Consider the following 22,588-nt stretch of genomic DNA (forward strand, 5'->3'; position numbering starts at 1 on the left):
ATGTCATTTGTGATAGCAACCAGAGCCGCTCATTATGCAGCAGGGCCAAGAAAGTCAGCCCAAGAGCCGAGACAAATCGTTAAAGAACGCAATGCACATCATGAGCAGCAAAACGGCGACACCGCCTTTTTGCAAGCGCTCCATCCATTGCAGGGTGGGTGGCTTGCCAGTGACAGCCTCCCAAAGATAATACATCAGGTGACCGCCATCGAGCACCGGCAGCGGCAGCAGATTGAGCACGCCCAGACTGACGCTGATCAGCGCCAAAAAGGCCAGGTATTGGGTGATGCCGACCTCGGCGGACTTGCCTGCGTATTCGGCGATCGTCAGCGGTCCGCTGATGTTCTGCAGCGAGGCCTGGCCAATGACCATCTTGGCCATCATCTTGACCGTCAGCGCCGAGACCTCCCAGGTCTTTTGCACACCCCGGGCAAAACCTCCCCAGAGGCCGTAGCGCACATCGACCATCGCTGGCGGCGAACCGATAAAGGCGCCCAGACGGCCAATCTTGCTGCCCTTGTCCTCGCTTTGCGTCAGTTGCACCGGTACATGCAGCTGCGCGCCATTGCGCGACACCAGCCAGTCCTGCAAGGCAGGCACGCCCTGCTCGCCCGATGCACGGATCATGCGGCGCAGCTCGCCGCCATCGCCCACGCGCACGCCGTCGATGGACAGCACCTTGTCCCCCTTGCGCAGCGCCGATTGTGCGGCGGCACTGCCGGCTTCAAAATCGCTGAGCACCGCATCGGACCAGGGGTGGGTCAGACCAATCTTTTCGACGAGCTTGGCGTCGGCCTCGCGGGCATCGATGCTGGACAGCGGCAAGCGGTAGCTGCGCTCTGCAGTACCTGCACCGGGGCGCGCACTGAGCACCACATCCTTGCCGCCCAGCGCGGCCTGGGCCACAAACCAGCGCAGGTCGTCCAGCGAGCGCACGGCTTCAGGCTCCGCATCCGGGTAACCCATGGACACGATTTCTTCACCGCCTTGCATGCCAGCCTGGGCCAGCAGGCTGGCAGCCGGCGGCGTGCCGACAATGGCGGCCGGCTCGCGCACGCCCACCCAGTTCACGCAGGCGTACAGCAGCACAGCCAGCAGCAGATTGGCCAGCGGCCCGGCGGCAACGATGGCCGCACGCGCGCGCAGCGGCTGCACATTGAAGGCCAGGTGGCGCTCGTGCGCAGCAACCGGTGCCTCACGCTCGTCGAGCATGCGCACATAGCCGCCCAGCGGAATCGCGCTGATGACAAATTCGGTGTCCGCGCCCTTTTTCTTCCAGCGCAGCAGCGGGCGGCCAAACCCCAGCGAAAAACGCAGCACCTTCACCCCGCAGGCCACCGCCACACGGTAGTGGCCATATTCGTGCACGGCGATCAAAATGGCCAGCGCAACGACAAATGCAACAACGGTCAACATTGCTCAAGCCCTTGCTTTGAAAAACGCGATTCTACTGAGCCGGGCAATAGCCCTGTCAAACGGCCAGCTCTGCAATGCGCGCTTCGGCGTAGCAACGCACCTCGGCATCCAGCGCAAGCAGTGCGTCGATGCTGCCGGGCGCCTCCGGCAGCACGCCGTCGAGTGCCTGTGCATTGATCTGATAGATCTGGTCAAAGCGCATGCGGCCATCCAAAAACGCGGCCACCGCCACCTCGTTGGCCGCATTGAGCACCGTCGTGGTGCCTTCCGCCGCGCGCAGCGCCTGCCATGACAGGTGCAAGCCGGGAAAACGCCGCGCATCGGCCTCTTCAAAGGTCAGCGCCGAGAGCTTGGCGAAATCCAGTGGCGCAGCCCCGCTGGCCACACGCTCGGGCCAGGCCAGGCCACAGGCGATTGGTACGCGCATATCGGGCGTACCGAGTTGGGCCAGTACCGAGGCATCGCGGAACTGCACCATCGAATGCACGATCTGCTGCGGATGGATGACCACCTGGATCTGCTCGGGCTGCAGGTTGAACAGCCAGCGCGCCTCGATCACCTCCAGCGCCTTGTTCATCATCGTGGCCGAGTCGATCGAGATCTTGCGGCCCATCGCAAAGTTGGGGTGGTTGCCGGCTTGCTGCGGCGTCACATCGCGCAAGCTCGATGGCTCGCGGGTGCGGAACGGACCGCCCGAGGCCGTCAGGATGATGTGGTCCACCCGTTGAGGCCAGACCGCAGGGTCTTCCGGCAGGCACTGGAAGATCGCCGAGTGCTCGCTGTCGATGGGCAGCAGGGTTGCGCCACCATCGGCGACGGCATCCATGAAGAGCTTGCCGCCCACGACCAGCGCTTCCTTGTTGGCCAGCATCAGGCGCTTGCCGGCCTTGGCTGCGGCCATTGCAGGGCGCAGGCCTGCGGCGCCGACGATGGCGGCCATCACCGCATGCACATCGCTGTGGGAAGCCACCATTTCCAGCGCTGCCTCACCTTCCAGCACGTCGACCCGGCTGCCCGCGGCCCGCAGGCCTTCGCGCAATGCCGAGGCGGCCGCGGCACTGGTCATCACCGCATAGCGTGGCTGGAACTGCAGGCACTGCGCGAGCATCAGGTCCACGCGCGAATGCGCGCTCAGCGCAAAGACGCGGTACAGATCGGGGTGGCGCGCCACCACATCCAACGTATTGGTTCCAATCGAGCCCGTCGATCCGAGCACGGTAACTTGCATGGTCATCGCGAGGTTCACTTATCCAAAAATTGCAGCAGCATCAGCGCCAACGGCACGGTGGGCAGGATCGCATCGATGCGGTCGAGCACACCGCCATGGCCGGGCAGCAGCTGGCTGCTGTCCTTCATGCCCGCGCTGCGCTTGACCAGCGACTCCACCAGGTCACCTGCAACGCTCATGCCGGCCAGAAACACGCAGGACAGCACCATCAGCCATGGCGAAAAATCCCACAGCCGGCTGTAGAGGCTGGGCACCTGCGCGCCAAAATGGCGGTCCGCCCAGCTCCACACCAGGGCCATCAGCAGCACACCCAGTGCGCCGCCCCAGACCCCTTCCCAGCTTTTGCCCGGGCTGATGGCAGGCGCCAGCTTGCTCTTGGTGAAACGCAGCCCGAACTGGCGGCCTGCAAAATAGGCACCGATGTCGGCCATCCACACCAGCGCAAACAGCGACAGCAGGAAGTTGACGCCGATCCACTTGGCCTGCGCGATGGCCAGCCAGGCCACCCACAGCGCCAGCACACCGACCACCAGGCGCAGCGCGCGCGGAATGGGCGCCCAGCCCGGCACCCCGGCCTTGAGCAGATAGGCGGCCAGCAGCACCCAGGCAGCACCGGCCACCAGCCACACGCCAGGCAGCGAAGCCTGCGTCCACCCGAGGGCCCAGGCGGCGCCACACAGCACCAGCGCAACAGCGCCCAGGCCGTAGGCAGCCATACCCTGCAGACCATTGAGACGCCCCCACTCCCAGGCAGCGGCGACCACGGCCAACAGCATCAGCGCCGCAAACGGAACGGGATTGCCCGCAGCAATCGCGGGCACCAGGATCAGCAGGAGAACAATGGCCGTAATGATGCGTTGTTTGAGCAAATTGATCTCCTGGAAAAAAGAAAACTGATGCCCGGGGTGCCAGGCATCAGCAGTAGGCGTACTACGAGGGGGACTGGACCAGCTGCTCGGAGATCTTGCCAAAGCGGCGCTCACGCCGCTGGAATTCACCAATCGCCTCGTCCAAGGCCTGCTCGTCAAAATCAGGCCACCACTTGTCACTGAAATACAGCTCCGAATAGGCCGATTGCCACAGCAGAAAATTGCTGATGCGCATCTCTCCACCCGTTCGGATCAGCAGATCGGGGTCAGGCACATGGGCCAGCGCCATCGCATCGTTGAGCGCCCCTTCGGTGATCGGCTGGCCCGCTGCAGCCAGCTTGGCTGCCGCCTGGGCAATGTCCCAGCGCCCACCATAGTTGAAGCAGACATTGAGCACCATGCGGTCATTGTGGGCCGTCGCCTGCTCGGCCTGCGCCAGGCCCGCCTGCACCTTGGCAGACAGGGAGGCCCGGTCGCCGACAAAGAACAGGCGGATGCCGTCCCGGGCCAGCGATGGCACTTCCTTGGCCAGCGCGCCGGCCAGCAGGTTCATCAGGCCATCGACCTCGTCGGTGGGACGGTTCCAGTTCTCGGAAGAAAAGGCAAACACGGTCAGCACCTTGACGCCGCGCTCGGCACAGGCCTTGGCGCAGCGGCGCAGCGAGTCCACCCCTTGCTTGTGGCCCGCCAGGCGAGGCAGAAAACGGCGTTTTGCCCACCGGCCATTGCCATCCATCACGATGGCAATGTGGTGCGGTAATACAGCAGCAGTCATGCGCGGAAAAGCAGATCCAGATCTGGATCAGACCGCCATGATGTCTTTTTCTTTTTCGACCACCAGCTGGTCGATCAGCTGGATGTGCTTGTCGGTGATCTTCTGCACCTCGGCTTCGGAGCGCTTTTGGTCGTCTTCCGATGCTTCCTTGTCCTTGACCAGCTTCTTGACGCCTTCGTTGGCATCGCGGCGCAGGTTGCGGATGGCGATCTTGGCGTTTTCGCCTTCGGCCTTGACCAGCTTGGTCATCTCCTTGCGGCGCTCCTCGCTCATCGGAGGCATCGGCACGCGGATCAGGTCGCCCATCGAGGCGGGGTTCAGGCCCAGGTCGCTTTCGCGGATGGCCTTTTCCACCTTGGCAGCCATCGCCTTCTCCCAAGGCGTCACGCTGATGGTGCGGCTGTCGATCAAGGCCACATTGGCCACCTGCGACAGCGGCATCATCGAGCCGTAGTAGTCAACCTGGATGGTGTCCAGCAGCGCGGGATTGGCGCGGCCGGTGCGGATCTTGGTCAGGTTGTTCTTGAACGCGGCAATCGATTGGTCCATCTTGCCTTCGAGATTCTTCTTGATTTCTGCGACTGTCATTGTCAACTCCTAACTACCACATTCTGCACTTGCACACGCCAGCCGCCGGTCAGGCGTACACCAGCGTGCCCTCTTCTTCGCCCATCACCACGCGCTTGAGCGCGCCGCTCTTGATGATCGAGAATACACGGATAGGCAGTTTCTGATCACGGCACAGGGCAAAGGCCGTGGCATCCATGATGCCCAGGTTGCGGTTCATGGCTTCATCGAAACTCAGCTTGGTGTAGAGCGTGGCATTGGGATCCTTCATCGGATCGGCCGTGTAGACGCCATCGACCTTGGTGGCCTTGAGCACCAATTCTGCGCCAATTTCAGCGCCGCGCAGCGCCGCTGCGGTATCGGTGGTGAAGAAGGGGTTGCCGGTTCCAGCGGCAAACACCACGACCTTGCCCTCTTCGAGGTACTGCAGCGCCTTGGGGCGCACATAGGGCTCCACCACCTGCTCGATACCGATGGCCGACATCACGCGGGCGGTCAGGCCCTGCTTGTCCATCGCATCGGCCAGCGCCAGCGCATTCATCACTGTCGCGAGCATGCCCATGTAATCGGCAGTGGCACGGTCCATGCCGACCGAGCCGCCGGCCACACCACGGAAAATATTGCCGCCGCCGATCACGACAGCGACTTCCACGCCCAGCCGCGTCACCTCGGCAATCTCCTCGACCATGCGCACGATGGTGGCGCGGTTGATGCCGAAAGCATCATCCCCCATCAGAGCTTCACCGGAGAGTTTGAGAAGAATGCGCTTGTGGGCAGGGCTTTGGGACATGGTGGAGAGCTCCAGGTGTGGGGATGGGGAAAAAACGATAGGTGAAACAAAGGGGCCGTAGCCCCTTTGTCAGGATGATTACTGGCCCTTGGCGGCCGCAACCTGCGCGGCGACCTCGGCAGCGAAGTCATCCACCTTCTTCTCAATGCCCTCACCCACCACGTAGAGCGTGAAGCCCTTGATCGAGGTGTTGGCGGCCTTGAGCATTTGCTCAACGGTCTGCTTGCCGTCAGCGGCCTTCACGAAGACCTGGTTGAACAGCGAGACTTCCTTGAGGTACTTCTGCACAGCGCCGTCCACCATCTTGGCAGCGATGTCAGCAGGCTTGCCCGACTCTTCAGCCTTGGCGGCAGCGACGGTGCGTTCCTTTTCGATCAGCTCGGCAGGCACATCAGCGCTGGTCAGCGCCACGGGCTTCATCGCAGCCACGTGCATTGCCACGTCCTTGGCCGCTTGTGCGTCGCCTTCGAACTCCACCACCACACCGATGCGGGTGCCGTGCAGGTACAGCGCCAGGTTGCTGCCTTCGAAGCGCTTGAAGCGGCGGAACGACATGTTCTCGCCGATCTTGCCGACCAGGCCCTTGCGCACGTCTTCCAGGGTGGGGCCAAAGCCGTCTTGCTCGTAAGCCAGTGCGCTCAGCGCTGCCACGTCGGCAGGGTTCTTTTCGGACACCAGCTTGGCCGCTGCATTGGCCAGAGCGATGAAGCTGTCGTTCTTGGAGACGAAGTCGGTTTCGCTGTTGACTTCGATGATCGCGCCGGTGTTGCCTTCCACCACTGCGGCGATCACGCCTTCAGCGGCAATACGCGATGCTGCCTTGCCGGCCTTGGTGCCCAGCTTGACGCGCAGCAGCTCTTCAGCCTTGGCCATGTCGCCATCAGCCTCGGTCAGTGCCTTCTTGCATTCCATCATGGGCGCGTCGGTCTTAGCGCGCAGTTCTGCCACCATGCTTGCGGTAATTGCCATTTTCTCTCTCCGTATTCAGTTCAGTTGGGGTGATTGTGGAAACGTAGGTAAAAAAAACGGGGCTGATGTGGAGCCCCGCTTTTCATTCGCGGCCCAATGGGCAGCCCTGTGGATTAAGCAGCGGTGTTTTCCACTTCCACAAACTCGTCGCCTTCTTCGCCGGAAGCAGCCTTGACCACGTCGTTCACGGCGTTGGCACGGCCTTCCAGGATGGCGTCGGCGATACCGCGAGCATACAGCTCCACAGCCTTGGCCGAGTCATCGTTACCAGGGATCACGTAGTCGATACCTTCTGGGTTGTGGTTGGTGTCAACCACGCCGATCAGAGGAATGCCCAGCTTCTTGGCTTCAGCGATGGCAATCTTGTGGTAGCCCACGTCGATCACGAAAATGGCGTCAGGCAGCGCGTTCATGTCTTGAATGCCGCCGATGTCCTTTTCCAGCTTTTCCAGCTCACGAGCAAACATCAGCTGCTCTTTCTTGCTCATCGATTCCAGACCGGCTTCTTGCTGCGCCTTCATGTCCTTCAGACGCTTGATCGAGGTCTTGACGGTCTTGAAGTTGGTCAGCATGCCGCCCAACCAGCGCTGGTCGACGTAAGGCACGCCAGCACGTTGTGCTTCGGTGGCCAGGATTTCGCGCGCTTGGCGCTTGGTGCCAACCATCAGGATCGTGCCGCGGTTGGCCGACAGCTGCTTGATGAACTTTTGTGCGTCCTGGAACAGAGGCAGGGTCTTTTCCAGGTTGATGATGTGAATCTTGTTGCGGCTACCGAAAATGTACTGGCCCATTTTGGGGTTCCAGAAACGGGTTTGGTGGCCAAAGTGGACGCCGGCTTCCAGCATCTCGCGCATCGTAACGGACATATATCTTCTCCGAAGGTTAGGTCTAAAATTCTGCCCAACTATCACGGCCGCCGTGCCTGCGCACCGCATGCCGCAACACCTTAGGTAGGCAGGTTTGCGATTTCGTTTTGAACCGATGCAGCAAGCTACACTCGGCAAAACCCTAGGATTCTAACATAGTCTGAAGTGGGCCGCGAAGAAGTCGCACCCGCCTCCCACGGCAGCTGGCGATCTGCCCGCGCCGCCCACATCCCATGAACCACCAGCCAGGCGCACTCAGCTTGACGATTGCTTGCGTTTTTTGAGCCACAGTGGCTACCCTTACAACGGGCATTGCAAAAAACTGGGCACAATCTGGCACTCGAACGCACGGCTTTTGCAAATGCTTGCAAGCGCCGTGCCCCACTCTATGAACGGCCCCCTGTTTTTGTTGTTATGAAGATTGCGATCGTTGGAGCAGGCATTGCAGGTATAGCAACTGCGTTCGAGCTGATGGAAGCCGGCAACGAGGTCAGTGTTTTCGAACAGCACCGGGCAGCCGGCGAGGAAGCCAGCTTTGCCCCTTCAGGGCTGATGTGGCCCTGCGCGATCAATCCATGGGGCGCAACGGCGTTTCAGCAGGTGCTGCAACTGGGCCTGGCGCGCCCGGCATTTTCGGAATTGCAGATCCAGGGCGGCGTGCTGTCTTCACCGCGCCGCTGGGCGCGCCGGCAGCAGGCGGTGGCCAAGAAGCTGCGCGACAGCGAAGTCCTTCCTGCGCTGCAGTCGCTGGAACTGCTGGCCATGCAGCGCATGCAACACCTGCAGGAAATGCTGGACATCAACGGCCAGTTCAGCCAAGGGCTGCTGCTGCCGCTGCGCAAGGAGCCCAGCGCAGCAGCACTGTACGAGCTGACCCGCCGCCTGTCGGCCGCGCACATTGACTACCAGCGCTGCAACGAGGCAGAGACCCGCGCGATCGAGCCGGGCCTGGCCACCGAGATACAGATCGCCGGCGCCCTGTACCTGCCTGAAGCCTGGTCGGGCAACGGGCGCCTGTTTTCACAAGGGCTGCTGCAGGCGCTGCAAACGCATGGGCTGCAGCTGCACACCCAGCACGCCATCAGCGGCATCCAGAGCACGGGCAGTGGCGTGCGCCTGCAATGGGCGAGCGGCTCGCAGGATTTTGATGCCGTGGTGCTCTGCGCCGGCACCCACACCAACCAGTTGCTGCGCCCGCACCATGTGCAGCTGCCCAGCGCCCCTATCCATAGCTACAGTGCCAGCATCCAGATCAGCGAGGAGTCCCTGGCTCCCCGCCGCGCGGTCATCGATCTGGAAAACAACATGATCCTGACCCGCCAGGGTTCACGCCTGCGCATCAGCGGCGGTGCCGAACTGGGCTACCCCGACAGCCCGGAGCGCAGCGATGACGCACGCCACGCGCTCATCAGCGTGCTGTTGGAGTGGTTCCCGGGCTGCATCCAGCCCAGCCAATCCATCTTGCAGATGTGGCGCGGCGCACGTTTGACCGTTCCCGACGGCCTGCCGGTGGTGGGCGCGTCCGGCATTCCGGGCATCTGGCTCAATACCGCCCATGGCGGCTTTGGCTGGGGCTTGTCGATGGGCTGCGCCCACCATGTGCGCCAGTTGATGACCGGGCAGAGCACCAGCACCGACCCCGCTGCGCTGGACCTGCAACGCCTGCGCTGACGCGCCGCGCCGGCCATCGGCGGCCCGTGCCTGCGCTACGATAGCGCCATGCCTGCTACTGCCGCACTGCCCTACCCCGCCCTGCTATCCAGCGACCAGGTGCGCGAGCGCGAGCAAGCGCTGGCCCGCACGCTGCCCCACTACAGCCTGATGGCCCGCGCCGGCGCAGCCACGGCACGCCTGGCACTGGCGATCGCGCCACATGCCCGTCATATATGGGTGGTGTGCGGTGCCGGCAACAACGGCGGCGACGGCTTGGAGGCCGCCATCCATCTGCAGGCCGCCGGCAAGACCGTGCACATCAGCTTGCAGCCCAGCGCCGGCAAGGCCCTGCCCACCGATGCCGCCCATGCGCTGCAACGCGCCCAGGCAGCAGGCGTGCCCATCAGCGACCAGCCACCCGCGCATTTCGACCTGGCGATCGATGCGCTATGGGGGATGGGCCTGCGCGCTGACCGCAGCACCCCCGCCGAAGGCCCCGTGCGGGCCTGGCTGCAACGCCTGCTGGACACCGATCGCGATGTGCTGTGCATCGACACCCCCTCGGGCCTGCTGGCCGATACCGGCGCCTGGCTGCCCTGGCTGGCGCCGCTGGCACCGCAAGCACCCCGAGGGCGCCGCGTCACGCTCAGCATGCTGGCACTCAAGCCCGGGCTCTTTACTTTGCAGGGGCGCGACTGGGCGGGCGAGGTCTGGCTGGCACCGCTGCTGGCGCAGAACCCGGTTTGGCGCTGTGACCAGATGCCTGCCGCTGGCATCGATGCCCCCTCAGGCACCGGTCAACTGGTCACCCAAGCTCAAACGCCATTACCCACCCACAACAGCCACAAAGGCCTGTTTGGCGATGTCGCGGTGATCGGCGGCCAAAGCGCCAGCCACGATGGCCAGGGCATGGAAGGCGCCGCCATGCTGGCCGCCAGCGCGGCGCTGCATGCGGGCGCTGGCAGGGTCATGCTGCACCTGCTGGGCAGCACCCCCGCATCACCCAGACCTGCGGGCATTGCAGCGGACATCATGCTCCGGTCGCTGGAGGCCACGCGCGCCTTGCGCGGCAGCCTGGTGTGCGGCTGCGGTGGCGGCAGCCTGGTGGCCGGGGTGCTCCCCCAGGTCTTGCAGCATGCGGGCAGCCTGGTGCTGGATGCCGATGCGCTCAACGCCCTTGCCGCGCAACCAGCGCTGCAACAAATGCTACAACGAAGGGCAGCCCAAGCCAGTTCGACCGGGCCCACGGTACTCACTCCCCATCCGCTGGAGCTGGCGCGCCTGTTGGACAGCAGCACCGAACAGGTTCAGCGTGACCGCATTGGCGCCGCACGCCAGGCGGCACAGCAATGGCAGTGCCTGGTGGTGCTCAAGGGCAGTGGATCGATAGTGGCAGCGCCGGATGGGCGCTATGCGATCAACCACAGCGGCAATGCCCGCCTGTCGATAGGCGGCACCGGCGATGTGCTGGCCGGCTGCATTGGCGCGCACCTGGCAGCCCTTCCGCCCGGCAGCAGCTGGGCAGAGGCGTGGCAGCCGCTGCTCAATGCCGTCTGGCTGCACGGCCATGCCGCCGACACCTGGCCGCCAGCGCGGATGCTGACGGCATCACGCCTGGCGCGCAGCCTGCAACGGCCCGGCTGACCAACCACCGACCGGCTCAGCCACGCCCGACAAAGGGCATCTTGGTGGCCATCACCGTGTGGAACAGCACATTGCATTCCGGCGGCAGATTGGCCATGTAGAGCACCGACTGGCCCACCACGTCCACATCCATCAATGGCTCGGGCGCTATCTCGCCATGCGCCTGCATGACGCCCTGGGTCATGCGCATCGCCAGCTCGGTGCCGGCATTGCCCACGTCGATCTGGCCCACGGCGATGTCGTACTTGCGGCCATCGAGCGCGGCGGTCTTGGTCAGGCCCATCACGGCATGCTTGGTGGCCGTATAGGCAATCGACATGGGCCGGGGCGCATGGGCCGAGATCGAGCCATTGTTGATGATGCGGCCGCCCATCGGCGACTGCTGGCGCATCACGCGGAAGGCCTGCTGCAGGCAATAGAACATGCCATTGAGGTTCACATTGACGACATCCTGCCAGGTCTCCACCGGCAGCTCATCGATCGGCACCGCAGGCGCGCCGCGCCCGGCGTTGTTGAACAGCATGTCCACCCGGCCAAACCGGGCCACCGCTGCATCGAACAAGGCCTTGACGGCAACCGGGTCGGCCACGTCGGTGGGCACCACCAAGGCCTGGCCTGCATCTGCCGCATGGCTGGCCACCTCCTGCAAAGGCTGCTCGCGGCGGCCCGCCAGCACGACGGACCAGCCATCCTTCATCAATGCCAGCGCCGCTGCGCGGCCAATCCCGGTGCCCGCACCGGTCACCACTGCAATCTTGCGCGTCTTCTCGGTCATCCGTACTCCTTGGAAAGTTCTCAGCTCAGTGAACAAAAAAGCCAGGCCATCGCTGGGATGGCCTGGCTTCGATCATAGTGAATTCACAGCAGATCAGCGGCGTTTGCGCGGGGTCTTCTGTCCCGGTTGTTTGCTGGCGCCTGCGCCCCGGTCATTGCCACGCGGCTTGCCGGCACCGTGCGCGGCGCCCTTGGCCTTGCGCTTGAGGCTGGCGCGCTGGGCGTCATAGGCTTCATCGCGGCCCTCGCGCTGGCGGCTCGAAGGTGACGATGCCACCTTGTTCGCCGCACGGGCGTTGGAGGCCGGGGCACGGGCCGCATCCTCGCCCTCGCGCACCAGGCGGAAGTCGATCTTGCGCGCATCCAGATCCACACGGCTGACCTGGATCTGCAGGCGCGTACCGATCGTGTAGCGGATGCCCGTACGCTCGCCGCGCAGCTCCTGGCGCATCTCGTCAAAGCGGAAATAATCGCCACCCAGCTCGGTGATATGGATCAGACCCTCGACATAGAGCTGGTCCAAGGTCACGAACAGGCCGAACGAGGTAACCGCAGACACCATGCCGCTGTATTCCTCGCCCAGGTGCTCGCGCATGTACTTGCACTTGAGCCAGGCCTCGACATCGCGGCTGGCCTCATCGGCACGGCGCTCATTGGCACTGCAATGCAGGCCGGCCGCCTCCCAGGCCTGCACTTCGCGTGACACGCGTTGCACGCGCTCGGCCTGCAGCTTCTGCTTGGGGGCCGCCACCCGGCTGGCCAGGCGCTTGGCCAGCTTGGCCTCCGCCTCACCCGGCGTGGGCAGCAGCGGCAACTGGTAGCGCTTGCCCAGCAACGCGGCCTTGATGACGCGGTGCACCAGCAAATCGGGGTAACGGCGGATCGGGCTGGTGAAGTGGGTATATGCCTCGTAGCCCAAGCCAAAGTGGCCACTGTTGATCGGCGTGTAGATCGCCTGCTGCATCGAGCGCAGCAGCATGGTGTGGATCTGCTGGGCGTCAGGCCGGTCCTTGGTGGCCTGGGCAATGGCCTGGAACTCGGCCGGGCTCGGGTCGTCACTGATCGACAGGCCCACCCCCATGGCCTTGAGGTAGCCACGCAGAATGTCCTGCTTCTCGGGCGTGGGGCCTTCGTGCACCCGGAAGAGCCCGGGCTGGCCGCTTTGCTGGATGAAATCTGCCGCGCAGACATTGGCTGCCAGCATGGCCTCCTCAATCAGGCGGTGGGCCTCGGTGCGCGTGCGCGGCACGATTTTCTCGATGCGGCCGTTCTCGTCGCAGATGATCTGGGTTTCGGTGGTTTCGAAATCCACCGCGCCGCGGCGGCCGCGCGCCGACAGCAGCGCCTTGTACACGTCATGCAGGTTCAGCAGGTCGGCCACGCGCTCCTTGCGCTTGATCGCGTCCTGGCCCCGGGTGTTGGCCAGGATGGCTGCCACCTCGGTATAGGTAAAACGGGCATGGCTGTGCATCACGGCGGGGTAGAACTGGTAGGCCTGCAGCTCGCCATCGGCGGTGACCAGCATATCGGCCACCATGCACAGGCGGTCCACATTCGGGTTCAGCGAGCACAGGCCATTGGAGAGCTTTTCCGGCAGCATGGGGATCACGCGGCGCGGAAAGTAGACGCTGGTCGCACGGTCGTAGGCATCGACGTCGATGGCATTGCCGTTTTGCACATAGTGGCTCACATCGGCAATCGCCACCAACAGGCGCCAGCCCTTGGTGCGGCCGATTTTGGCGGGTTCGCAGTACACAGCATCGTCAAAGTCGCGCGCATCCTCGCCGTCGATGGTGACCAGCGGGATATCGGTCAGGTCGATGCGGGCCTTGCGGTCGACCAGGCGTACCTTGTCGGGAAGCTTCTTGGCCAAGGCCAGGCACTCGTCCGAGAACTCATGGGGCACGCCATATTTGCGCACCGCAATCTCGATTTCCATGCCGGGGTCGTCGATCTCGCCCAGCACCTCGACCACGCGGCCCACAGGCTGGCCAAACAAGGCCGGCGGCTCGGTCAATTCGACCACGACGACCTGGCCGGTCTTGGCGGCGCCGATCGCGCCATTGGGGATCAGCACATCCTGGCCGTAGCGCTTGTCTTCCGGAGCCACGAGCCAGACGCCGCTTTCCTGCAGCAGGCGGCCAATGATGGGCTGCGCAGAGCGCTCGATGATTTCAACAATGCGACCTTCGGGACGTCCCCGGCGGTCGGTGCGCACGATGCGGGCACGGACCCGATCGCGGTGCAGTACGGCGCGCATTTCATTGGCCGGGATGTAGATGTCGCTCTCGTTGTCATCCCGGATCACAAAGCCGTGGCCTTCACGGTGGCCTTGGACTACACCTTCAATTTCTTCTGACAAATTATCTGCTCCTGTTTTGGAAGCCGTTTTTTTGATATACAATCTGATTCTTTCCTGAAATGCCCAGGTGGCGGAATTGGTAGACGCACTAGTTTCAGGTACTAGCGGGTAACTCCGTGGAGGTTCGAGTCCTCTCCTGGGCACCAAGTTTAACGACAAGTACAACTTGTTTTGTGAAAACGGTGAAAAATCAGTCTTAACGGGCTGGTCCTACAGTGGTATTTCAGGAAAGCCGATAAGGGGCATCGCCCTGCATCATCAGCCCAGGTGGCGGAATTGGTAGACGCACTAGTTTCAGGTACTAGCGGGTAACTCCGTGGAGGTTCGAGTCCTCTCCTGGGCACCAGACATAAGCCGCTGCACTTTTTGTGCAGCGGCTTTTTCTTTGCCTGTACGGCGCTCCAACGCACCCCGCCCTGCGCACAGCGCCCAATGCCTCCTGGTCCACCAGCAAAGGCGGCTGTTGAGCGCCAGCGCTCCATCCACCTGCCCACACCGTCGGCGCATAGCACCCTCCAACCACACGCGCTGCGACGGCATCTCTCCCCGCCATCGGAGCCAAGCGCTGCGTGCGCAGCACCGGCAAAGGCCACGGGCTTCCTCATACAGCACTCCGGCTTCCCGCTCCTTGTCAGCACCGCACCCCCCCCCAACCAGAGCTTCTGAAAAATTTTTTGCATTTGCTCGAAAGCTGCGAAAAATCACCCCTATAATTGCGGCTTCCCTGAAAGCCCAGGTGGCGGAATTGGTAGACGCACTAGTTTCAGGTACTAGCGGGTAACTCCGTGGAGGTTCGAGTCCTCTCCTGGGCACCAAACAGCAAAAGCTGCTGCATACACGATGTGCAGCAGCTTTTTTGCTTTGGGCCTGCCATGCATCGCGGCAGCGCCTAACCACTCACACTCTCTCGCTATCTTTTTTGAAAAATTTTTAGCACTTTCGCCAAAACCGCCTCCAACACCGCCCTATAATTGCACCATCCTGAAAGCCCAGGTGGCGGAATTGGTAGACGCACTAGTTTCAGGTACTAGCGGGTAACTCCGTGGAGGTTCGAGTCCTCTCCTGGGCACCAAACATCAAGCCATTGCACACCGTGCAATGGCTTTTTTGTTGCCCGCGCGCCAGCATGCAGGCGGGCGCGCTGCACAGCCCCCACCCCTCCCAGCCACCCCTGCCTCTCCGCCGATAACGCTAGGCCCATAAAAAAACGCCCTGGCGTTTCAGCACAGGGCGTTGTGGGATCGCTGCGGGAGCTTTACTTCTTCAGCAAAGCCTTCAAGGCGTTTTGCAGACGGCGGGCCGAGGCCTCGTCGCTGCTGGTGGCCAGTACCTTGGCCACATCCTGCTGCCAGGTCTCTTGCGGCGAAGGGTCATTGCGGCGCGTCAGCAACTGCAATTGCAGCGCACGGCGGGCATTGATGTGCTCAGCCGGGGTGGGCACCTCGGCGGCCATCTCCAGGCGCAGCATCGCTTCGCTGCCATCACCGGCGGCAGGCGCCGCAATGGCCTGGCTCCAGCTGTTGCGCGAGCCGCCGGCCAAGCGGCCCAGATCCTGCGCCTGGGGCAGCAGCGCAGCATCGCGCTTGCTCCAGGCCTCCATCATCTGCGTCAGTGCCTGGCCGTGGGCCTGGGTGGCCAGCTTGCGCAGCGCTGCCTGGGCGTGCTCCACCGCATCGCGCTGGGCGCGGAAGGCGGCATCGCCCAGACGCGGGCCACGGTCTTCACGCGGCGCGCGGTCCATGCGGTCACCACGGCCAAAGCGGTCGTCGCCACCACGGCGCTCCTGGCCCCGGTCGCTGCGCGGGCCACGGCTGTCGCGTCCATCCCGGCCGTCACGGCGGTCGCCGCCGGGCTTGCCCGTGCGGCCAGCAGCTGCGGGTGCATCACGGCGCATGCCAGGGCGGTCATCGCCGCTGCGCTGGGCAATCACGGGCTTGGGCGGCACAGGTGCGGGGGCCGGAGCCGCCACTTCTGCACCGCCCGCATCACCACCGTCTTCAGCGGCCGCTTCCTCTGCCGGAGCCGCCTCAGCAGCAGCGTCCTTGTCCGTTGCAGGTACGGCTGCTGGAGCGGGTGCAGCGGCTGCCGGCTCCGCCGACACCGGCGCTTGCTGGGCCTGCAGCGCTTGCTGCAAGCCGTCCAGCGCAGCCTGGATCCATGCGGCATCGCCGCTGTGGTTGGCCGCTTCCAGCGCCTTGGAGGCATCGAGTACGGCCTGATCGCGGGCGCTCAGCTGGTGCTGCACGCGCTCGCGCTGCTGCGTCTTGCGGGCAAAGGCTTCATCGAGCGGCTTGCGGAAGGCATCCCAGAGCTTTTGCTCATGGCGGCGGTCCATCGGCACGGACTGGGCCTCGGTCTGCCATTGGCGCTGCAGCTCACGCACGGCGTCAATGTTCAGGTTGGGCGCAGCGGCCAGTTCCACCGCCTGGGCCACCATGGCTTCGCGGCGGGCAATGCTCTGCTTCTGGGCCGCATGCAAAGGCGCAGAGGCCTCGTGCAGCGCAGCCTTCCAGGCCTCTTGCAGTTCGGCATAGGCCTTTTCGCCCACATGGCCGCTGGCGCGCCAGCGGTCACCAAACTGGAACAGGTCCCGCTGAATGCGCTTCCAGTCGGTCGAAGGCTTGTGCGCTTCCACCCAGGCCTTGAGTTCGGCGATCAGCGCTTCGCGCTCGGCGCGGTGCTTGGCGCCCTCTTCGCGCACCTTGGCCAACCAGACCTCGACATGCTTGTAGGCGGCGTTGCAGGCTTCATCAAACTTTTTCCACAGCGCATGGTTGGTGGGGCCGCTTTGGTCGGCCTTCTTCCAATCCTCGCGCAGCTGGCGCAGCGCTTCTTGCAGCTTGCGGCCACCGAGCTCCTGGCCTTCGGGGCGGGCGAGCAGACCCTGGGCCTTGGCCAGCAACTCTTCGCGCACCTTGTCGGCGCTCCAGCGTTGCCAGCCTTCCAGTTCACCGGCAGCAATCAGCGCGGTATTGACCTGGGATTCAAGATCCTGGTCGATCAGCTTGCCATGCTGCTTGAGGGCAGCGCGCAGCTGCTGCGCCGCGCTGGACGCACCCTTGCCATGGCCTTCGGCCGTGTGGGCCTGCAAGGCTTTCAGTGCTTCCTGCACCACTTGCTTGGCGCGCTTGGATTCCTGCGGATCGGCAGCGGGCTTGGCAGCAGCCGCACGGGCGGCGGCCTGCTCCACTTCGGTCGGCAGACCGCGGCCGGCGCGGATCTCGTCCGCCCAGACGGGCACCGTGGGCAGCGGCGCCTGCGCATCGTCAGCGGCGGCCAGCGTTTGCTTGAGGGCCGACTGGAAAGCATCCCAGACCAGCAGCAGCTGCGACTTGGAGGCCTCCAGCATGCTGGGGTAGCGCGCTTCCACACTGCCCCAGCTGGCATCGCCTTCCAGCACCGCAGCCTGGTCCTGCCAATGCTGCACATCGGTGGCCAGTGCCGCCTCGGCAGACTGCGCATCCTTGTAGGATTTGGTGGAGAGCACTTCGACGCGCTGGGCCAGCAGCACTGCCGCCTCACGCTGCACCTGCACGCGGTGCTGTAGGTCTTCAATCGTCTTGACACGGTCGGCCAGCTGGGTCTTGAGCGCAGACAGCGGCTCGCGCGACAGCGGCGCACCGGCCTTGGCGGCGTCGCGCTGCCAAGCCAGGGCGTCGGCAATGTTCAGCTTGGAGGCGCCCAGCAGTTTGTCGGCCTTTTCAGCCCATTCCGCAGCGATGGCTTCCTGCCCCTTGGCGCGGCGCATCTCGTCCATGCGCTCACGGATGGCCTTGGCGGCACCCTTGTCGCGGGCAGACAGCTCCTTGAACACTTCCTGCAGCTGCTCGGCACCGGGATTGGTGGCCAGCCATTCGCGCACCTTGGCTGCACGCTCGCCCGAGGTGGCAGCCGAAAAAGCACCACCGGTGACACCATCGAGGGGATGGGGGGCAGCGGCCGCCTTGGCGGGTGCGGGTGCGGGCTCAGGGGTTTCGGGCGTCTTGTTGCGCGAGATAAAGGGGAACATGGAGTCAGTTCAGTCGTAAATACGGCCTGCATCGCGGGGCAATGCAGCCATTGGCACATAAAAAAGAGGGCAGCAGGCATGGGCCTACCGCCAGGAATCCTCTGCATCCCCCCTCGCCCAGCGGCATGGACGGGGATCGGCATGCGACTAAGCGTCATTTGCAATCCATAGCCAGACGTTGACAACAAAGCCAACGCAGCGGATCGCCCGAGTCCGGTTTCAGGCCGAGGCAGGGAGTGGTGCAGAGGGTCCCTAGGTGCTATTTTGACCCGGTTTGGCGAGGACTCCAAGCACACGGGGCATCGCTATAAGGTAATTCAACCGCAGTATGGCCAAAAACAAAGGGCTGGCACCCTGCGGCCCAGCCCTTGATCGGTGGCGTGTCAGCGCTCAGCGCGGTGCCAGACTCAGCTCGGCATGCGGCGTCCAGTCCTTGTCATCGCCAAAGCCCTCGGTTTTGGCATTGCCCAGGAACAAGCGTTCCAGCTTCACGCCCTTGCCGGCCAGGTAGTCGCGCACGGTCACGCCGCGGGCCAGCGCCAGCTCGCGCATCGCGTTGTCGGGCACGCTGATGCTGGTCAGCAGCAAGGTTTCCATCTCGGCCACGGGGATGTCGCTGGCCATGCCGACCAGGTTGCGCGGCTTCTGGATATCGGCACGTTTGTACACATCCTTGAGCAAGGCGGGGTACTCGGCAGCGCTCACTGCCTGCACGTCTTCGGGCTTGCCGCCGGCGCGTACCGTGGCACGGCGCTTTTGCGCCAGCACCAGGTCATCGATGCGGGCCTTGCGCCAGCCGTCCTTCTCGCGCTCCAGGTCGGCCTGGCCGGAGACGGTCAGCTGCAGTGCCGGGCGCTCTTCCAGCGCCTTGGCCACCTTGTCCAGGCTTTGCTTGCTGTCCGCATCCAGCACCGCGCTGCCGGGGGCAAAAGGCACATGGCTGGCCTCGCTGCTGCCACCGAAGGCGCCCGACAGCAGCGCGAACGGCGAAGTCACCGCCTTCATGATCAGGTTGCCAATGACCTTGAAGATGATCGGCGCGAGACGGAACTGCGGATCGTTGAGCGAGCCACTGATCGGCAGGTCCAGATCGATCACCCCATTGCGGTCGGCCAGCAAGGCCACGGCCAGCTTGACCGGCAGGCTCGCCGGCGCACCTTGCACGGCATCACCAAAGGTCAGCTGGTTCAGCACCAGCTTGTTGCTCGCCGTCAGCATGCCTTCGGGCGTCACGTCGTACTGCACATCGACGCTCATCTTGCCGCGCTCGATGCCGTGGCCGGCGTACTTGATGCTGTAGGGCGTCAGCGGCGAGAGCTCCAGATCGCGCACCTTGCCATGGATATTGAGCGCCAGTGGCTTGACCAGCGGATTGAGCTTGCCGGTGATCTCCAGCGACGCGGTGCCCTCGGCCTTGCCGCGCAGCTCCAGCTCCGCCAATTGCAACTGGCCAGCGGTGGGCTCGGACGAGAAGGCGCCCATGCGGCCGGCCAGCTCGGACAGGTCGGCCGAGTAGTTGGGCCGCACAAACTGGTCGCTGAACTTGACGGTACCACCTGCCAAGGTGATCGGCCCCATGTCGATGATCGGCCCGGTGGCCGGCTCCGGGCTGGCTGGCGAGGCCGGAGCGCTCACCGCTGCACCGCCCGACGCTTCGACCACCACGCCTTCAGGCGCTGCCGCCTCACCCGCTGCAGCCGCAGCACGGCTTGCGCCCAGATCCTGGAGGTTGAGCTTGCCGTTCTCCTGCACCACCAGACGGGCGTAGAAATCGGTCAAGGCCGTCTCGCCGACCTGCACCTTCATGCGCTGGCCGGGCACCATGTCCACCGCCAGCGCGCGCAGACTCAGCAGCTTCCAGTTCAGCAGGTCGTCGCCTGCGCCCATCAGCCCCATGCGCAGCGTTCCGGCACCCCGGCTGGCGGCCGGGGCAGCTGCTTTACGCCCTGCGTCGCCTGCGCCATTGCCATTGCCATCGTCGTCGCCCGCATCGTCTGCAGGCGCCGGGGATGCGGCGGCCACCAAGGGGCGCACACGCACATCATCGAGCCCGGCATCACCTTTGACATGCACCACCGGCCCCTTGTCCGTTTGCGCAAAATCCACCGTGCCCCGGAAATTGGCATCCGCCCGCATCAGCCGCACCGGCAGCAAGGCCGCCGCATAGGGCTCAAACGCATGGATGGGCAGCTGGCTCACATTCAGCCGCCCCGCCGCCGACAGCGGCGTCATACCCAGGCTGCCTTCATAGGCGACCCGGCCCGGCTCGGCCCGGCCGCTGCCAATGCGGCCCGAGAGCTTCAGTGGCGAGGGCTTGGCCTTGGCCGCCAAAGGCGCATAGTCGCGCAGCTCCAGATCCCAGCCGGTCAGGCGAAAGGCCACCTTGCGGGCCGTGGACTCGTCCTGGAAAGCCAATTGGGCACCCTTGATGCTGACCAGGCCCAGCTGCACATCCCAGGGTTTGCCGGTGGTCGCCTGGGCGGCCGGCTTGCGGTCATCGGCTTTGCGGGCCTGCGAGGCCACCAGCCAGTCCTCAAACATCATGCGGCCGTCCTTGGCCCGCGAGACGCCCAGCACCGGCTCCACCAGCTGCACCGATCCCAGCTTGACCTGCTGGGCCTCTGTGTCCAGCACGGCATCCTGGACCAGCAACTGGCGCAGCTCCAGCAGGCTGTTCTTGCCCTTGAGGCCGATGGCCGCGCCATGGGGCGGCGCACAGTTGGCCTTGCTATTGCACTGCAGCGCCACATCGGACACGCGCATCTGCGCGAGCGTCACCTTGAGGGCGGTGCCCTGGCGGCTCAGCTGCATCTCGCTGTCTATCGTGCCCAGCAGGCCCGGCTCGATCACGCCGGTCAGATAAGAAGCGCCCAGCTGCAGCGGCAGGCCCGTGGTGCGCACATCCACCTCCGCCATCTGGTCTGTCGCCTTGCCCGAGAACACCAGACGGCCGGTGGACGGCACGCCCTGGGCGCCCGAGAGCCCTGATGAACCCTCAAACTGGAAAGGCTCCTTGAAGGGCCAGGCGATGTGCTGCGCCTCCATGCTGAAGTCATCGAGCTGCACGCGCGCTGGCAGCGGCACGCTTTCATCGACCCACACGCCTTTGAGGCGGCTGAGCTTGAGCGCATCGATCCGCACCGACCAGCTGGGCTGGCCAGTACTGGCTTTGCCTGCGGACGCGCCAGAGTCGGCCATTGGCACCTGCGGCTCTGCCTGGTCTTCCTTGGCGTCGCTGCTTGCAGCGTCTGCACGGGCGACGGAAGGACCAGGCTCCGCCTTTTCCGTGGCAGCGGCTGCTTCAGTCCGCCCCGGCAACGCCTGGCCCTGGGCATCGAGCAGGCTCAGTTGGCCATTCTTGCCCCGTTTGAGCGACAGCTGCGCTCCATCCAGCGCCAGTTGGGCGATATGCACCTGCCCCAACAAAGGCTGCACATCGGCCAGTTGCACATCCAGCCGCTCCCAGCCCAGCAATTCACCGTTGGCCGCATCACGCACCTGCACGCCGCTGGCATGCACTTCGCCGCTCAGGCGCACCTGGGTCTTTTCTTGCTGCTCAAAGGCGAGCGCCAGATCGGCATTGAGCACACCGGCAGCCAGCTTGACCGGCAAGGACGCGGGGAGATAGGCCAGATAAGGCTGGAGGTCGAGGTCCTTGATCGCAAACTGGGCTTCTGCCTTTCGGTCGTCGGCAAACGGCGTGGCCTCGGCATGGCTCGCAAACTGGCTGCCATTGAGCACAAAGGCCAGTTGGGGCAGCACCTTGATCTCGCGCTTGGACTCCAGATTGCTCAGAAAGGGAATGCCCAGTTGCAGATCCTTCAGTTCATGGGTCTGGCCCACGGTGTCGTCGCGAAAGGCCACCTGCCCGTCCTTGAGCTCGATGTTGTAGAGCGCAAAATGCGCCGTCTTGCCGTCATCGGGCTGGGGTTGCGGGCTGCGCAGCTTTTGCAGCACCTCGTCAACATCAAACTCGCCGGGTGCGGTTTGCGCCAGGTGCAGCACCGGCTTGTCGACCTGGATCGCGTCGAGCACCGGCGCCAGCCGGAAAACGGACTGGATATCGGCATCCACATAGAGGCGCTCGACCGCGAGCATGGCCGGGCTGTCGGGCTGGGGGCCCGCGATCTGCAGGTCGCGCACCGTCAGCTCCAGCGACCAGGGCTTGAACTCCACCGCGCCGATATGCACCGCCCGCCCCAGCTTTTCGGTGCCCAGCTTCTCACCCTGGGTGCGCAGCAGCCAAGGCAGCAGCAGCCACGACAGCGCCCACAGCAGCAGCAGCGCCAGCAGACACCATCCCAGCCGGCGCAACCAGCGCACCGCTGCGGTCTTTTTCTTGTTTGTTTCTTGCGTTTCGCTCACGGCGACGTTCCTCAATCAGCGCCCATACGGCCACAACAAGGCCGGTTGGCAGTACCAAGAGCCATTGTGCCCAAATAAGCTGCCGCAGCGGCATTGGCTTAGCACACAAAAGCGCGATCTGTGGCGGGTTCACAATCGTTCAAAACTGGCCGGCCTGTCCCAGAAGAATGCAAGCCTGCATATATATAGAGGAAAGGCCTGGTTTCCATGGAGACCTGCAAGGGCTGCAGCGCGCCGGAGCGGGCGGCGCCCTGCCCTGCCGAACGCGAAGAAGCTTGGCGGTGTGACCTGGCCGGTCCGG

Annotated in this window: 14 protein-coding genes and 4 tRNA genes; 6 read left to right on the top strand and 12 right to left on the bottom strand. The window is 64.3% G+C overall.

From position 1 onward, the window contains the following. Positions 1-54 precede the first annotated feature (54 nt). The 8 genes from rseP to rpsB all read right to left on the bottom strand — a co-directional run bounded on the left by rseP (position 55) and on the right by rpsB (position 7,480). Positions 55-1,416 carry an RIP metalloprotease RseP gene (rseP, locus tag AB7A72_RS00505; RefSeq protein WP_369458671.1) on the bottom strand — a complete coding sequence of 454 codons (1,362 nt, stop codon included), beginning with the start codon at positions 1,414-1,416 and terminating at the stop codon, positions 55-57. 55 nt (positions 1,417-1,471) lie between these two features. Further along, positions 1,472-2,650, bottom strand: coding sequence for a 1-deoxy-D-xylulose-5-phosphate reductoisomerase (ispC, locus tag AB7A72_RS00510; protein ID WP_369458672.1), 1,179 nt, complete (start codon positions 2,648-2,650; stop codon positions 1,472-1,474). 8 nt (positions 2,651-2,658) lie between these two features. Continuing rightward, entirely contained in the window at positions 2,659-3,513 is an 855-nt protein-coding gene (locus AB7A72_RS00515; protein WP_312455593.1) for a phosphatidate cytidylyltransferase, read from the bottom strand. 61 nt (positions 3,514-3,574) lie between these two features. Beyond that, positions 3,575-4,288: a polyprenyl diphosphate synthase gene (uppS, locus tag AB7A72_RS00520; protein ID WP_312524887.1), complete on the bottom strand. Its 714-nt coding sequence runs from the start codon at positions 4,286-4,288 to the stop codon at positions 3,575-3,577. 27 nt (positions 4,289-4,315) lie between these two features. Then, positions 4,316-4,876, bottom strand: a complete 561-nt coding sequence (gene frr / locus AB7A72_RS00525) for a ribosome recycling factor (protein WP_021026558.1) — start codon at positions 4,874-4,876, stop codon at positions 4,316-4,318. A 49-nt stretch (positions 4,877-4,925) separates the two neighbouring features. Then, positions 4,926-5,645 carry a UMP kinase gene (gene pyrH / locus AB7A72_RS00530; protein ID WP_230771098.1) on the bottom strand — a complete coding sequence of 240 codons (720 nt, stop codon included), beginning with the start codon at positions 5,643-5,645 and terminating at the stop codon, positions 4,926-4,928. A 78-nt stretch (positions 5,646-5,723) separates the two neighbouring features. Beyond that, positions 5,724-6,614, bottom strand: coding sequence for a translation elongation factor Ts (gene tsf / locus AB7A72_RS00535; RefSeq protein WP_239811594.1), 891 nt, complete (start codon positions 6,612-6,614; stop codon positions 5,724-5,726). Between the two features lie 113 nt (positions 6,615-6,727). Further along, positions 6,728-7,480, bottom strand: a complete 753-nt coding sequence (gene rpsB, locus AB7A72_RS00540) for a 30S ribosomal protein S2 (RefSeq protein ID WP_239811593.1) — start codon at positions 7,478-7,480, stop codon at positions 6,728-6,730. Positions 7,481-7,894: 414 nt separating this feature from the next. Between rpsB and AB7A72_RS00545 the strand changes: the two genes are divergently transcribed. Together AB7A72_RS00545 and AB7A72_RS00550 are read left to right on the top strand one after the other, a co-directional pair. Then, complete coding sequence (locus AB7A72_RS00545) at positions 7,895-9,151, top strand: NAD(P)/FAD-dependent oxidoreductase (protein ID WP_369458673.1); 1,257 nt, start codon at positions 7,895-7,897, stop codon at positions 9,149-9,151. A 48-nt stretch (positions 9,152-9,199) separates the two neighbouring features. Continuing rightward, the gene (locus tag AB7A72_RS00550; RefSeq protein WP_369458674.1) at positions 9,200-10,777 is read left to right on the top strand and encodes an NAD(P)H-hydrate dehydratase; all 1,578 of its coding nucleotides are present in this window, start codon (positions 9,200-9,202) and stop codon (positions 10,775-10,777) included. A 16-nt stretch (positions 10,778-10,793) separates the two neighbouring features. Here the strand turns inward: AB7A72_RS00550 and AB7A72_RS00555 are convergent, their stop codons facing one another. Both AB7A72_RS00555 and rnr read right to left on the bottom strand, forming a co-directional pair. Then, on the bottom strand, positions 10,794-11,552 hold the full coding sequence (locus AB7A72_RS00555) for an SDR family oxidoreductase (RefSeq protein ID WP_312524893.1): 759 nt from the start codon (positions 11,550-11,552) through the stop codon (positions 10,794-10,796). 93 nt (positions 11,553-11,645) lie between these two features. Next, positions 11,646-13,955, bottom strand: a complete 2,310-nt coding sequence (rnr, locus tag AB7A72_RS00560) for a ribonuclease R (protein WP_369458675.1) — start codon at positions 13,953-13,955, stop codon at positions 11,646-11,648. A 19-nt stretch (positions 13,956-13,974) separates the two neighbouring features. Between rnr and AB7A72_RS00565 the strand changes: the two genes are divergently transcribed. The 4 genes from AB7A72_RS00565 to AB7A72_RS00580 all read left to right on the top strand — a co-directional run bounded on the left by AB7A72_RS00565 (position 13,975) and on the right by AB7A72_RS00580 (position 14,985). Continuing rightward, a tRNA-Leu gene (locus AB7A72_RS00565) sits at positions 13,975-14,059 on the top strand. Positions 14,060-14,174: 115 nt separating this feature from the next. Then, a tRNA-Leu gene (locus AB7A72_RS00570) sits at positions 14,175-14,259 on the top strand. A gap of 384 nt (positions 14,260-14,643) precedes the next feature. Then, positions 14,644-14,728, top strand: a tRNA-Leu gene (locus tag AB7A72_RS00575). 172 nt (positions 14,729-14,900) lie between these two features. Further along, a tRNA-Leu gene (locus AB7A72_RS00580) sits at positions 14,901-14,985 on the top strand. A 183-nt stretch (positions 14,986-15,168) separates the two neighbouring features. On the opposite strand, the gene AB7A72_RS00585 is transcribed toward AB7A72_RS00580, so the two are convergent. Further along, positions 15,169-17,922 carry a DUF349 domain-containing protein gene (locus tag AB7A72_RS00585; RefSeq protein ID WP_369458676.1) on the bottom strand — a complete coding sequence of 918 codons (2,754 nt, stop codon included), beginning with the start codon at positions 17,920-17,922 and terminating at the stop codon, positions 15,169-15,171. A 390-nt stretch (positions 17,923-18,312) separates the two neighbouring features. Further along, positions 18,313-22,287: a DUF748 domain-containing protein gene (locus AB7A72_RS00590; protein ID WP_369458677.1), complete on the bottom strand. Its 3,975-nt coding sequence runs from the start codon at positions 22,285-22,287 to the stop codon at positions 18,313-18,315. Positions 22,288-22,588 lie beyond the last annotated feature (301 nt).

It is taken from the genome of Comamonas sediminis, from assembly GCF_041107495.1.
GTDB classification, from domain to species: domain Bacteria; phylum Pseudomonadota; class Gammaproteobacteria; order Burkholderiales; family Burkholderiaceae_C; genus Comamonas; species Comamonas sediminis.